12 protein-coding genes are annotated in these 12,892 nt (G+C 65.2%); 9 read left to right on the top strand and 3 right to left on the bottom strand.

Annotated features, from left to right (window positions below):
- The coding region (locus tag RPS27_RS31820; protein ID WP_313754929.1) for a porin at positions 1 to 1,221 on the top strand (1,221 nt) is incomplete at its 5' end.
- 522 nt (positions 1,222 to 1,743) lie between these two features.
- Here RPS27_RS31820 and RPS27_RS31815 read toward each other — a convergent pair.
- Positions 1,744 to 4,152: a lytic transglycosylase domain-containing protein gene (locus RPS27_RS31815; RefSeq protein ID WP_212068303.1), complete on the bottom strand. Its 2,409-nt coding sequence runs from the start codon at positions 4,150 to 4,152 to the stop codon at positions 1,744 to 1,746.
- A gap of 279 nt (positions 4,153 to 4,431) precedes the next feature.
- Here RPS27_RS31815 and dapA point away from each other — a divergent pair, with 279 nt between their 5' ends.
- Genes dapA through RPS27_RS31795 form a run of 4 tightly spaced genes read left to right on the top strand, consistent with a single transcriptional unit; the run spans position 4,432 to position 6,910 of the window.
- A complete protein-coding gene (dapA, locus tag RPS27_RS31810; RefSeq protein ID WP_211416708.1) occupies positions 4,432 to 5,322 on the top strand; it encodes a 4-hydroxy-tetrahydrodipicolinate synthase in 891 nt (296 codons plus the stop codon).
- Positions 5,323 to 5,376: 54 nt separating this feature from the next.
- Complete coding sequence (mscL, locus tag RPS27_RS31805) at positions 5,377 to 5,790, top strand: large conductance mechanosensitive channel protein MscL (protein ID WP_194408270.1); 414 nt, start codon at positions 5,377 to 5,379, stop codon at positions 5,788 to 5,790.
- 60 nt (positions 5,791 to 5,850) lie between these two features.
- Entirely contained in the window at positions 5,851 to 6,324 is a 474-nt protein-coding gene (gene smpB, locus RPS27_RS31800) for an SsrA-binding protein SmpB (RefSeq protein WP_148773839.1), read from the top strand.
- Positions 6,325 to 6,328: 4 nt separating this feature from the next.
- Positions 6,329 to 6,910: a peroxiredoxin gene (locus tag RPS27_RS31795; protein WP_211416709.1), complete on the top strand. Its 582-nt coding sequence runs from the start codon at positions 6,329 to 6,331 to the stop codon at positions 6,908 to 6,910.
- Between the two features lie 9 nt (positions 6,911 to 6,919).
- Here RPS27_RS31795 and RPS27_RS31790 read toward each other — a convergent pair whose 3' ends face one another.
- A complete protein-coding gene (locus RPS27_RS31790) occupies positions 6,920 to 7,594 on the bottom strand; it encodes a uracil-DNA glycosylase (protein WP_212068302.1) in 675 nt (224 codons plus the stop codon).
- On the bottom strand, positions 7,575 to 8,219 hold the full coding sequence (locus RPS27_RS31785) for an NYN domain-containing protein (RefSeq protein WP_028135957.1): 645 nt from the start codon (positions 8,217 to 8,219) through the stop codon (positions 7,575 to 7,577). The genes RPS27_RS31790 and RPS27_RS31785 overlap by 20 nt, the downstream gene beginning before the upstream one ends.
- Positions 8,220 to 8,548: 329 nt before the next feature.
- Between RPS27_RS31785 and rpoZ the strand changes: the two genes are divergently transcribed.
- The 4 genes from rpoZ (at position 8,549) to acpS (ending at position 12,646) form a co-directional block, all read left to right on the top strand.
- Positions 8,549 to 8,941, top strand: a complete 393-nt coding sequence (gene rpoZ / locus RPS27_RS31780) for a DNA-directed RNA polymerase subunit omega (protein WP_008133017.1) — start codon at positions 8,549 to 8,551, stop codon at positions 8,939 to 8,941.
- Positions 8,942 to 9,146: 205 nt separating this feature from the next.
- Entirely contained in the window at positions 9,147 to 11,432 is a 2,286-nt protein-coding gene (locus tag RPS27_RS31775) for a RelA/SpoT family protein (protein WP_211416711.1), read from the top strand.
- Positions 11,433 to 11,477: 45 nt separating this feature from the next.
- Positions 11,478 to 12,230: a pyridoxine 5'-phosphate synthase gene (locus tag RPS27_RS31770; RefSeq protein WP_313754928.1), complete on the top strand. Its 753-nt coding sequence runs from the start codon at positions 11,478 to 11,480 to the stop codon at positions 12,228 to 12,230.
- The gene (acpS, locus tag RPS27_RS31765) at positions 12,227 to 12,646 is read left to right on the top strand and encodes a holo-ACP synthase (RefSeq protein WP_211416713.1); all 420 of its coding nucleotides are present in this window, start codon (positions 12,227 to 12,229) and stop codon (positions 12,644 to 12,646) included. The genes RPS27_RS31770 and acpS overlap by 4 nt, the downstream gene beginning before the upstream one ends.
- Positions 12,647 to 12,892 lie beyond the last annotated feature (246 nt).

Below are 12,892 nucleotides of genomic sequence, written 5' to 3'. Positions count from 1 at the left end.
GACGGCGTGTTCTCCTGGACCACCGGCAACTACGCCGGCACGGGCAGCGCGACCGGTGCCACCGCCTACAGCGGCACGCTGGCGCTCAACACCTCCGGCGCCACCCCGGCGCTCGTTGGTTCGTCGGTCAACGGCACTGACGGCAACACCTCGGGCGGTTCGCTCGGCGTGTACTACGCCTTCATCCAGTTCGCTGGCTTCACCATGGGTAAGGCCGTGTCGCAGTTCGACGCGCCCTGGACCAACTATCCCGGCAACAACTTCGACAGCCTCGTCGGCGGTTCCGGCACGGTCACTGGTGTCAACCAGTTCACCTACACCGCTGACTTCGGTCAGGGCGTGACGGCGTCGTTCTCGGCTGAAGACGCGACGGCCTACTATCAGGCCGGCAACCTGAACATGACCGGCGCTTCGGCTGCTGGCATGATCGGCGGCTCCTATGGCTCCAACGCCATCGGCGGCTCGCGTTCGCCGAACCTCGTCGGTATGGTCCGCGTCGACCAGGCCTGGGGTCTGTTCCAGGCGTCGGTCGCTGCTCACGACAACCACGTTGCCTACTACGGCGCCACCGAGCCGACTGGCCACCCCGACGACAAGTGGGGTTGGGCTGTTCAGCTCGCTCTGTCGATCAAGAACATCCCGACTGGTGCGGGTGACGTGATCAACATTTCGGGCGTCTACACCGACGGCGCGTCCCGCTACAACTTCCAGAACCTGGCGGGCGGCAGCTACTCGATGTTCGGCAACTCGGGCGTTGCCTACCAGAGCGTCGGCTTCGCCATCGCTCCGGACACCGTGTTCGTCACCGGCTCCTCGCAGGAGACTGTGAAGACCTGGGGCTTCCGTGGTGCCTACACCCACAACTGGGATCCCTACTGGAACACCGCGCTGTACGGTGCCTACGCTCAGGCGCAGTTCGGCTCGCTCGCCAAGACCACGCTTTGCGGCGCTGGCGGTGCAGGCGGCGTGTTCGGTGCGCTCGCCGGTGTCACCGGTTGTAACCCTGACTTCGCTGTGGCGCAGGTCGGTGTGATCACCCGCTGGACCCCGGTCAAGAACCTCACGTTCTCGGCTGACCTGAACTGGACCCACCTCGACCAGAAGTACTCGGGCACGGTTGGTTACGTTGGTTCCGGCACGACGGCCAAGCCGGCCGCTGTGTACGAGCTCAAGGATCAGGACACCATCACCCTGCTCCTCCGCGCTCAGCGCAACTGGTAAGTTCGGTCTAACGACCTGACAGAAGCCCCGGCGGGAAACCGCCGGGGCTTTTTCTTTTGCCGCGGCGCTTGCTCTCGCGCTTCGCGCAATTGGCCAGGTTGGTGTGTCGTTCTCCGTTGATCGGGCGTCGTTGCGATCTGACGGAAGTCGTTGCGGGAGAGGGGATCTCCACGCGTGCTCCCGACCGAGGCGCGCAAGGGAGAACGGCCGTTGGCCAGCCGGACCGTGCCAACGCCTCGCCGCCGAAAGAGGGGAGCGCTGAGCCGATGAGGGAACGGGGGGCATTGCAAACCGCACCGGCCTGATCTGGCCTTTGCAGCGGCCGCGTCTTCATCTTGGCGCAGGCGGGGCTATGGCGAGCTTGCCGCTCTGACGGCGGCTGGCGCAGCGCTCAAGGAGCGCGTCGAGCAAGGCCCGCATCAAGGAGCGCCTTCGATCGCTGGGTATGGTTCGGCGGCTGAGGTTCTGCCAGGGCAGCGAGCGTACCCAAGCTCGCGGCAGCAAATCGAAGAGTGCGGCTCGCTACTCGACGCTGCCGGCGCCGCGGCGCAAATCGGCTTCGATCTGCAAGCGCGTGCCGCCGCCGAAACGGGCGCGGTAGACCTGAAGGTTCTCCATGATCCGCTGCACGTAGTTGCGCGTCTCGGAGAACGGAATCAGCTCGACCCAATCCACCGCGTCCACCTTGGGGTCGCGAGGATCGCCGTAGCGGTCGATCCATTTCTTCACGCTGCCGCGGCCGGCATTGTAGGCGGCAAAGGTCATGATGTAGGAGCCGCGGTAATCCTCGAGCAGTCCGCCGAGCTCGGCCGAGCCGAGCGTGGCGTTATAGACCGAATCGTTCTTCAGCCGGCCGAGGTCGTAGGTCGCACCGTGCCGCTTGCAGACATAGCGCGCGGCGTCCGGCGTCACCTGCATCAGCCCGTAGGCCTGCGCCGGCGAGACCACGCGAGGGTTGAACGCGCTTTCCTGCCGCGCGATCGCATAGACAATGCTGCGCTCGACCTCGGGGCCGATCGGCGTGAATTGCGGAATGCCGTTGACGGGGTAGGCGTAGAAGTCGAACGGCAGGCCGCGATTGAGCGCGGCCTTGCCGACCAGCAGCATGCCGCGTGCGTCGTTGTAGCGCTGGGCGAGCTCGCCGAGGCCGGCAAGCGCCTCGGGATCGCCGTTCTCGCCCATGTCGGCGAGCAGGGGCACCGCGAGTTCGCGCTCGTCGAGCTCGTAGAGCAGGTGCGCAGCGCGCACGATCTCCAGACGTTCGGCGCCGCGCCCGCGCGGCTGGCTGTTGAGCTCGATCTGCGGCAGACCGAGCTTGGCCCGGGCGAGCTGGCCGTAATAGCTGGTCGATTGTTCGGCGGCGCGCGCATAGGCGTTGCGAGCCTCCTGCTGGCGTCCGGCCGCCTCCGCGGCGCGGCCCTGCCAATAGCCGGCACGTGCCAGCGCGGTCGGATTGACGCTGCCGACGCCGATGCGGGCGAAATGCTGGGTGGCCGCCGCGGGGTCGTTGAGGAAGCGCAGCGCGATCCACCCGGCAGTGAACTCCTGCTCGGTCTTGTAGATGTCGCGCGAAGGCAGCGCGGCATCGCGCGCGATCAGATAGGCGCTGCGGAATTCCTCGGTGTCGATCATCTTGCGCGCCAGGAGGCGCCGCTCGATCCACCATTCGTCGAGATTGTGGAGCCGGCCCGGATCCTTCGGCGCGGACAGCATGAGCTGGGCCGCTTCCGCAAACTTCTCCTCGCGGCGCAAGAGCTGGATCTTGCTGAAGATGAAACCGGGATCGCTGTGCAGCTCGCGCGGCACCGCGTCGAGCAGCGCGCGCGCGTTGGGCGCTTTCTTGACGGCGGCGATGCGGGCCTTGGCGAGCGCGACATAGCCGGCGCCGAGGCGCTTTGCAGCGCGCATCGCGGCCTCGTTCTCGCTGCCGTAGAGCAGGGTGTCCATCCGCGCCTTCTGGTCGCCCGGCGTCAGCAGGGCTCCGAACTGGTCGAGCGCGTTGTTCTCGGTGTCCTCTGACATCGGATCGCTGCGCCAGGCCTCGCGCACCAGCCGCTCGGCGTTGGCGCGGTCGCCGCGCGCCAGCATCGCCTTGGCGAGCGTGAAGCGGCCCTTGGCGGAGATCGGAGACTCGGTCTCGAACCACGACCACGCCACGGAATCGTCGCGCCTGTCGTCCCACATCGCCGCTTCAAGGCGCCGGCGCAGGAAGGTCTGTGACGGCCAGCTCGGATTGGCGGAGAGGAAGGCGCGGTAGCGCTCCACGGTCGCGCCGTTGTCCTCGCTGCGCAGGATGATCCATTCCGCGAGTTTTCGCGCGACGGGATCCGAGATCGACGCCGCGGCATTCGTGGCGTCACCCGCCTTGCGCTTGCGCACCAGCTCGATGACGCTCTCCAGCGTCTCCTTGTCGCCCTGCGACGTCGACGACGTCGCTGCGACCGCGGCCGGGACGACCGGCTTGCGCGGCGCGGCGTGCTGGCGCGTCGCAGGAGCCAGCACGGGAGCTGCGGCGGGTTTCGGAGCAGGGGCGGACGGTCTGACCGTGGCCGTCACGGCCGGCGCGGGGGCCGCTTTCGGATGCGCAGCGGTGGCGGCCGGGTGTGATTTCGGCGCAGGTGCCGCGGCGGCAGGTTTGGGCTTGTCTTTCGCGGCGTCTTTTCCGGCGCTCTTGCCGGTATCCTTGCCAGCGCCCTTGCCGGCATCCTTGGCCGGTTTCTTCGCAACGTCCTTGGCCGGGGGGGCGGCCGCCCCCTTGCTCGCACCCTTGGCGGTATCCTTCGCTATGTCCTTGCCGGGGCCTTTGCTGGTTCCCTTGGACGAACCCTTCGCGGCATCCGTGGCCGCAGGCTTGGCGGCCTCCGCAGGCGTCTCATTGGACTTGTCATTAGACTTGGCAAGGGCAGCGCAGCCGACAGACAGCCCTGCCATCAGGGACACGACCAGGCCGGTGGACCGCCAAGCGGCACGAGGGAATGAGGTCACGGGTATTATCGCCCCGAATCAGTCAAGTGGCTCAAGATCTAGCTGTATTTGATTGAATATGCGGACAAAATACCAACAGCCGCTTACCTCGGGCCGATTTGCACCACCACCGCGGCAAAATCGCGGCCTAAACGGTGCGTCACACGGAAGCGGGCCTTTTACCGGCGGGATAGACCCGATATGAATGGCGCTTGCTCGAGAGATAGCCGCGTACGGAGGAAGTCCATGGCAGCCAAGACGAAATTCCGGGGATCGTTCACCGCCTTGGTCACGCCGTTCAAGAACGGGTCGCTGGACGAGGCGGCGTTCCGCTCGCTGGTCAACTGGCAGATTTCCGAAGGCACCAACGGCCTGGTCCCGGTCGGCACCACCGGCGAGAGCCCGACGCTCAGCCATGACGAGCACAAGAAGGTCGTCGAATGGTGCATCGCTGAAGCCAAGGGCCGCGTGCCCGTGATCGCGGGGGCGGGCTCCAACTCGACCAAGGAGGCGATCGAGCTCTCCCAGCACGCCGAGAAGGCGGGCGCGGACGCCGTGCTGGTGGTGACGCCCTACTACAACAAGCCGACCCAGGAAGGCATGTACCAGCACTTCAAGGCGATCAACGACGCGATCGGGATTCCGATCATCATCTACAACATCCCGCCGCGCTCGGTGATCGACATGTCGGTCGACACCATGAAGCGGCTGTGGGAGCTGAAGAACATCGCCGGCGTCAAGGACGCCACCGCCAGCATGGTTCGGGTGTCGCAGCAGCGCGCGGCGATGGGCGAGGACTTCAACCAGCTCTCGGGCGAGGATGCGACCATCCTCGGTTACATGGCCCATGGCGGCCACGGCTGCATCTCGGTGACCTCGAACGTCGCGCCGCGCCTGTGCTCGGAGTTCCAGGCCGCCTGGGCGAAGGGCGACCACGCCACCGCGCTGAAGCTGCACGACAAGCTGATGCCGCTGCACAACAACCTCTTCATCGAGAGCAACCCGGCGCCGATCAAGTACGCGATGTCGCTGCTCGGCAAGTTGGACGAGACGCTGCGGTTGCCGATGGTGCCGGTAACCGAGCCGACCCGCGTTGCGGTGCGCAGCGCCATGGTGCACGCTGGCCTGATCAACTGACGCGCCAGCATATCGGGGAGCCCGTCCATGAGCGTTGACGAAAAGGGCAGGCGGATGCTCACGGAGTTCCGCGAATTCGCCATGAAGGGCAACGTCGTCGATCTCGCGGTCGGCGTCATCATCGGTGCGGCCTTCGGCGCCATCGTCACGTCGCTGGTCGGCGACATCATCATGCCGATCATCGGCGCCGCGACCGGCGGCCTCGACTTCTCGAACTACTTCGTCCCCTTGTCGAAGACGGTCACCGCCACCAACTTAGCGGATGCGAAAAAGCAAGGCGCCGTCCTTGCTTACGGCAGCTTCCTGACGCTCACGATCAACTTCATCATCGTCGCTTTCGTGTTGTTCCTGGTGATCCGCGCCATGAACACGCTGAAGCGCAAGGAGGAGGCGGCACCCGCCGCGCCGGCGAAGCCGTCGGCCGAGGTCGAGCTGCTGACCGAGATTCGCGACCTCCTCAAGAAGTGACGCGCGCGCTTCATCCGAACTGTTAGCTTTGCTGCGCATCTCGACCGGGTTTGTTCTCTCATGGCCGATAAAAACGAACGTCCAATCAAGGTCATGGCGGAGAATCGCAAGGCCCGCTTCAACTATGCGATCGAGGATACGGTCGAGGCGGGGATTGCGCTGACCGGCACCGAGGTCAAGTCCATCCGCAACGGCAAGAGCACGATCGCGGAATCCTACGCCGATTCCAAGGACGGCGAGATCTGGCTGATCAACGCCACCATTCCGGAATATCTGCAAGGAAACCGCTTCAATCACGAGCCGAAGCGGCCGCGAAAACTGCTGCTGCATCGCCGGCAGATCAACAAGCTGATGGGCGCCGTCGACCGCGAGGGCATGACGCTGATCCCGCTCAAGCTCTATTTCAACGAGCGTGGTCGCGCCAAATTGCAGCTGGCGGTTGCAAAGGGCAAGAAGCTGCACGACAAGCGCGAGACCGAGAAGAAGCGCGACTGGAGCCGGGAGAAGGGGCGCCTGATGCGGGCGAGGGGTTGACGAGATGACTCAGCGGAACCTGCTCGAGGTCGATTGGAGCCAGATTCCCCCACCCGTCGATGACGGCGCGACCGCGCATCTCACAGGCTTGGTGTTGCCTCCAATCAGCCTGCTCGCGACCAACGACACCTCGGTCACCCTGTCGGCACTGCGCGGCCGGACCGTGGTGTTTGCCTATCCGCGTACCGGCGAGCCCGGCAAGATCGCGCTGGTGGACGATTGGGACATGATCCCCGGTGCGCGCGGTTGCACGCCGCAGACCTGTGCGTTTCGCGATCTGTACGCCGAGTTGAAGGCCGCCGGTGCCGCCCACGTGTTCGGCCTCTCCACCCAGAGCAACGAATACCAGACCGAGATGGCCTCACGGCTGCATCTGCCGTTTCCTGTGCTGTCCGACGAGAAGCTGGCGCTCACGCACGCGCTGAAGCTGCCGACCATGGAGGTCGCGGGCCTGACGCTGATCAAGCGCCTCGCGCTCGTTATCGACGACGCCAGAATCACGCACGTCTTCTATCCCGTGTTTCCGCCCGACCGGAATGCCGGCGATGTGCTGGACTGGCTGAAGGCCAACCCGGCCGAGGCCTGAATCAAGGCGCTAGTCGAGGTCCGCCTTCACCTTCGCGAACACCGACCGGAACATGTCCGGCGTCAGCACGCCGGTGTTCGTGTTGTAGCGCGAGCAGTGATAGCTGTCGTAGAGCTTGAAGGCGCCGGCCTGATGCACGGCGCCATGGCCGAAGGGGGCTTGGGAGGCCTTCAGTTTCAGCGGCTTGAGCACGCTGTCGTGCGCAATTCGCCCGAGCGCGATGATCGCGCGCAGCTTCGGCATTGCCTCGAGGTTGGCGACCAGAAATTGCCGGCAGGTGTTGATCTCGACCGGCAGCGGCTTGTTCTGCGGCGGCAAGCAATGCACGGCGTTGGCGATCCGGCAGTCGACCAGCTTCAGGCCGTCATCGGGACGCGCCTGATAGGTCCCTTCGGCGAACCCGTATTCGAGCAGCGTGGCGTAGAGCAGGTCGCCGGCATAATCGCCGGTGAACGGCCGTCCCGTGCGGTTGGCGCCCTGCATCCCCGGCGCGAGGCCGACGATCAAAAGGCGCGCCTTGATGTCGCCGAAGGGCGCAACCGGCGCATTGTGCCACAAGGGCTCGCGAGCGCGGTTGGCCTCGCGAAAGGCCACCAGGCGCGGACAGAGCGGACAATCACGGTCGGGAACGACGGTGGGAGGCTGGCGGCCTGGCCGGGCCGCCTCACTCCTCGAAGTCGTCATCGCCCCTCGGCGCCATCGTGGTTGCGCGCTGGAGGAATTGCGGGGCGTGGTGGCGGGCCTCGCGCTCACCGCGGTCGCGCGGGGCGGGGCGTTCGGACGGATCACGGCCGAGCTTGGACTGCAGCTCGACGAGGTCGGTGAAGACGTCGGCCTGGCGGCGCAGCTCGTCGGCGATCATCGGCGGCTGGCTGGCGATGGTGGAGATCACCGTGACCCGTACGCCGCGGCGCTGCACGGCCTCGACCAGGGAGCGGAAGTCGCCGTCGCCGGAGAACAGCACCATCTGGTCGATGTGCTCGGCGAGCTCCATGGCGTCCACGGCGAGCTCGATATCCATGTTGCCCTTGACCTTGCGGCGGCCGGAGGCGTCGATGAATTCCTTCGTCGCCTTGGTGACGACGGTGTAGCCGTTGTAGTCCAGCCAGTCGATCAACGGGCGGATCGAGGAGTATTCCTGATCCTCGATGATGGCGGTGTAGTAGAACGCCCGGAGCAGCGTCCCGCGGCCCTGAAACTCCTTCAGAAGGCGCTTGTAATCGATGTCGAAGCCGAGAGTCTTGGCTGTCGCGTAGAGATTGGCCCCATCGATGAAGAGCGCGATCTTGTTGGTAGGAGAAGGTGACATTCAGTTGCTCGCGTAGTGTTCGTGATTGATCGTTTTATTGTTGGCGCGGCGACAGCAGGCCGCGCATTTCTAGAGTGCCGCTCAGACCCGTCGAAACCGCAAATCCGGAGAAGTCGGGGCAATCAAGGTATAGTTATGGCGGACTTGCATACACCCGGCGCCGCCCTCGATGGCAGCCCGGGAAACCACCCACCTCAGCCCCAATGTGGGGGTAGCAGAGCCGTTTGGCGAGGCCAAATCACAAATTGGCCTTGCGAAACCGGCCCGGCCCCTATAACTAGCCCCAATCATCCACATATTTCGTCCCACCCACAACGGAGCGACAGTCCATGGCTCGCGTCACCGTAGAAGATTGTATCGACAAGGTCGACAACCGGTTTGACCTGGTCCTGCTGGCCGCCCACCGTGCCCGCATGATTTCGTCCGGTTCACAACTAACGGTTGACCGCGATAACGACAAGAACCCTGTTGTGTCTTTGCGCGAAATTGCCGACACGACCATTTCGCCGGAAGACCTCCGCGAGGAGCTGGTGCACTCGCTCCAGAAGTTCGTCGAGGTCGACGAGCCCGAGCCGGATACGGTGCCGCTGATCGGTTCCGCGGGTGCGAGCGTCGATGCCGACGATACCGAAGTCGCCGTCGAGCGCATGACCGAAGAGGAGCTCCTGAAGGGTCTCGAAGGCCTTGCGCCGCCCGAGGAGCAGCCCGAGGAAGACGAGTAAATCGTCCGTCGCGATCCTCGATGTCCTGTGATTTTATCAAAGGCCCGAACCATTGTTCGGGCCTTTGCTTTTGTTGACGTTTTTGTGGTTACCATAGCGTTGTGGTTGGCGATGCGTCCTGTCACCGAATTGATCGGACACACGCGCGATCGGAGCTAAGATGTATGCAACGGGCCGGCCCAGGCTCGTTTGAAGGCAGGACGGCATGGTATATCGGCGCCGCAGATCCACGCAGATGCAGGCCGCAACCGAATCGGTTGCCGTGGCCCCGACTGCGCCGGTCGCCCGCCCGGCCAAGCCCCGCGCGCGCATGATGCGTCAATATGACCTCGTCGAGCGCGTCAGGTCCTACAATCCCAACACCAACGAAGACCTGCTCAACCGCGCCTATGTCTACGCGATGAAGGCGCATGGTTCGCAAACCCGTGCCTCAGGCGATCCGTATTTCTCGCACCCGCTCGAAGTGGCGGCGATTCTCACCGACCTGAAGCTCGACGACGCCACCATCGTGGCCGCGCTGCTGCACGACACGATCGAGGACACCGAGGCGACGCGGGCTGAGATCGACCAGATCTTCGGGCCGGAGATCGGTGCGCTGGTCGAGGGCCTGACCAAGCTGAAGCGGCTGGAGCTGGTCTCGCGGGAGGCCAAGCAGGCCGAGAATCTGCGCAAATTGTTGCTGGCCATTGCCGATGATGTCCGCGTGCTCCTGGTCAAGCTTGCCGACCGCCTGCACAACATGCGCACGCTGGACTTCGTGCCGACGGAATCGCGCCGGCGCATCGCCGAGGAGACGCTCGACATCTACGCGCCGCTGGCCGGGCGCATGGGCATGCAGGAAATGCGCGAGGAGCTGGAGGATCTGTCCTTCCGCACCCTCGATCCGGAAGCCTATTCGGTGGTGATGCAGCGCCTCGACGCGCTCGCCGAACGCAACCGCAATCTGATCGGCGAGATCGAGGACCAGCTCTCCAACAATCTGCGCCACAGGGGCCTGGGGGCGCGGGTCTACGGCCGCCGCAAGAAGCCATTCTCGATCTGGACCAAGATGGAGCGCAAATCGGTCGGCTTCGAGCAATTGTCCGACATCTTCGGCTTTCGCCTCGTCGTCAACGACATCGAGGCCTGCTATCGCGCGCTGGGCATCGTCCACACCACCTGGCCGGTCGTGCCGGGTCGCTTCAAGGACTACATCTCGACGCCGAAGCAGAACGACTACCGCTCGATCCACACCACGGTGATCGGCCCCGGCAACCAGCGCGTCGAGCTGCAGATCCGGACCGAGGCGATGGACCAGATCGCCGAGCGCGGCATCGCCGCGCACGTCTTCTACAAGGAGGGCGTGGGATCGCCGACCGAATTCCTCAAGCGCGAGTCCAATGCGTTCGCCTGGCTGCGCCACACCATCGGCATCCTCTCGGAAAGCGCCAATCCCGAGGAATTCCTCGAGCACACCAAGCTCGAGCTGTTCCACGACCAGGTGTTCTGCTTCACGCCGAAGGGCAAGCTGATCGCGCTGCCGCGCCATGCCAACGTGATCGACTTCGCCTATGCCGTGCACACCGATGTCGGCAACAGCGCGGTCGGCTGCAAGATCAACGGCCAGTTCGCGCCGCTGTCCTCGGAGCTGCAGAACGGCGACGAGGTCGAGGTGCTGACTTCGGAAGCGCAATCGGCGCCGCCCTCTGCCTGGGAGACGCTTGCGGTCACCGGCAAGGCGCGTGCCGCGATCCGCCGCGCCACGCGGACCGCGGTGCGCGATCAATATGCCGGTCTCGGCCGCCGCATCGTGGAGCGCCTGTTCGAGCGCGCCAAGATCGAATATGCCGACGACAAGCTCAAGGGCGCGCTGCCGCGGCTGGCGCGGACCTCGATCGAGGACGTGATGGCGGCCGTGGGGCGCGGCGAGATCAAGGCCTCCCACGTCGCACGTGCGATGTATCCCGACTACAAGGAGGAGCGCATCGCGCGCTACGGCGTCAAGAAGGGGCTTGCCGCTAAGCTCAAGGAGAAGTCGTCGGAGTCCCCGCGCAGCCCGGTCGCCATTCCGATCCGCGGCATCAACTCCGACCTGCCGATCAAGTTCGCGCCGAACGGCGGCGCCGTGCCGGGTGATCGCATCGTCGGCATCGTCACGCCGGGCGAGGGCATCACGATCTACCCGATCCAGGCGCCGGCCCTGAAGGATTTCGAGGAGGAGCCGGAGCGTTGGCTCGACGTCCGCTGGGACATCGAGGACTCCGCGCCGCAGCGCTTCCCGGCCCGCATCAGGGTCGAGAACGTCAACGAGCCCGGCGCGCTGGCGCAGATCGCGACCGTGATCGCCGAGCACGACGGCAACATCGACAATATCAGCATGCAGCGCCGCTCGCCTGATTTCACGGAGACGACGATCGATCTCGAAGTCTACGATCTCAAGCATTTGAGCGCGATCCTGGCCCAGCTGCGCGCGAAGGCGGTCGTCGCCAAAGTCGAACGTGTTAATGGATAGGCGCCTATCGCATGCGCCGGTCTCTCTGATTTCGTGAGTTCTGAAATGCCCGCATCGAAGCTTCGCCTCGGCGTCAATATCGATCACGTCGCAACCGTGCGTAACGCGCGCGGCGGCCGCCATCCCGATCCGGTGCGGGCCGCGCTGCTGGCGATCGAGGCCGGCGCCGACGGCATCACCGCCCATTTGCGCGAGGATCGCCGGCACATCCGCGACGAGGACATGGCGCGGTTGAAGGCCGAGATCTCCAAGCCGCTCAATTTCGAGATGGCGGCGACCGACGACATGATGCGCATCTCGCTCGCCACCAGGCCGCACGCGGTCTGCCTGGTGGCGGAACGCCGGCAGGAGGTGACCACCGAAGGCGGGCTGGACGTGGTCGGCCAGCACAACGCGCTCGCGCCCTATATCGCGCGGCTGAACGATGCCGGCATCCGCGTCTCGCTGTTCATCGCCGCCGATCCCGCCCAGATCGAGATGGCGGCGAAGCTGCGTGCGCCCGTGATCGAGATCCATACCGGCGCCTGGTGCGACGCCGTGACCGACGGCCACACCGCCAAGGCCGAGACCGAATGGCAGCGGATCGTGGCGGGCGTGAAGCTGGCGAAGGCCGCCGGCCTCGAGGTCCATGCCGGGCACGGGCTCGACTATGCGACGGCGGAGACGATCGCAGGCTTGCCTGAGATCATGGAGCTCAACATCGGCTATTACATGATCGGCGAGGCCCTGTTCGTCGGTCTTGCCGAGACCGTCCGCAGCATGCGCGCGGCGATGGACCGCGGACGGAGCCGGGCGTGATCATCGGCATCGGCTCCGACCTCATCGACATCACCCGCGTCGCCAAGGTGATGGAGCGCCATGGCGAGCGCTTCCTCGACCGCATCTTCACCGCGGCGGAGCGGGCCAAGGCGGAGCGCCGCGCCAAGAACGAGAAGATGGTGGTGGCGACCTATGCCAAGCGCTTCGCCGCCAAGGAGGCCTGCTCCAAGGCGCTCGGCACCGGGATCCGGCGCGGGGTGTGGTGGCGCGATATGGGGGTGGTCAACCTGCCGGGCGGACGGCCGACCATGCAACTGACCGGCGGCGCCCTGGCCCGGCTCCAGGCCCTGACACCTGATGGCTTCGAGGCGCGGATCGACGTGTCGATCACCGATGACTGGCCGCTGGCGCAGGCCTTCGTCATCATTTCCGCCGTGCCGCTGCCGAAACCCTGACGGGACGCCGGGATTTCTGTGATTTTCTTTGCAAATCAATATCTTACCCAATTTTGGTGCGATCCTTGATTGCGTGGCCTCCGACAACCGTCTAAAAGTCCGCGGACGCAAATCAGCCTGGGCGAATTCGGCTTTACGCCGGAATTGGCCCTCACTATCAGAATCAGGACAATCTCCTTGCGCCGCGAACCGGTGGGCCGTTCGCGGGAGGAGGGCGCTCTGTGATCGCCGGCCGGAATTGAGAGA

The sequence above is a fragment of the Bradyrhizobium sp. WYCCWR 12699 genome (assembly GCF_032144035.1).
Lineage (GTDB): Bacteria > Pseudomonadota > Alphaproteobacteria > Rhizobiales > Xanthobacteraceae > Bradyrhizobium.
Note: the sequence above shows the minus strand (reverse complement) of the source record. Positions and strands in the feature narration are given on the sequence as shown.

Excerpts from the sequence above, each read along its gene's own strand:
- RPS27_RS31815 (WP_212068303.1), bottom strand. The coding sequence starts at position 4,152 with ATGGCAGGGCTGTCTGTCGGCTGCGCTGCCCTTGCCAAGTCTAATGAC.
- dapA (WP_211416708.1), top strand. The coding sequence starts at position 4,432 with ATGGCAGCCAAGACGAAATTCCGGGGATCGTTCACCGCCTTGGTCACG.
- mscL (WP_194408270.1), top strand. The coding sequence starts at position 5,377 with ATGCTCACGGAGTTCCGCGAATTCGCCATGAAGGGCAACGTCGTCGAT.
- smpB (WP_148773839.1), top strand. The coding sequence starts at position 5,851 with ATGGCCGATAAAAACGAACGTCCAATCAAGGTCATGGCGGAGAATCGC.
- RPS27_RS31795 (WP_211416709.1), top strand. The coding sequence starts at position 6,329 with ATGACTCAGCGGAACCTGCTCGAGGTCGATTGGAGCCAGATTCCCCCA.
- RPS27_RS31790 (WP_212068302.1), bottom strand. The coding sequence starts at position 7,594 with ATGACGACTTCGAGGAGTGAGGCGGCCCGGCCAGGCCGCCAGCCTCCC.
- RPS27_RS31785 (WP_028135957.1), bottom strand. The coding sequence starts at position 8,219 with ATGTCACCTTCTCCTACCAACAAGATCGCGCTCTTCATCGATGGGGCC.
- rpoZ (WP_008133017.1), top strand. The coding sequence starts at position 8,549 with ATGGCTCGCGTCACCGTAGAAGATTGTATCGACAAGGTCGACAACCGG.
- RPS27_RS31775 (WP_211416711.1), top strand. The coding sequence starts at position 9,147 with ATGGTATATCGGCGCCGCAGATCCACGCAGATGCAGGCCGCAACCGAA.
- RPS27_RS31770 (WP_313754928.1), top strand. The coding sequence starts at position 11,478 with ATGCCCGCATCGAAGCTTCGCCTCGGCGTCAATATCGATCACGTCGCA.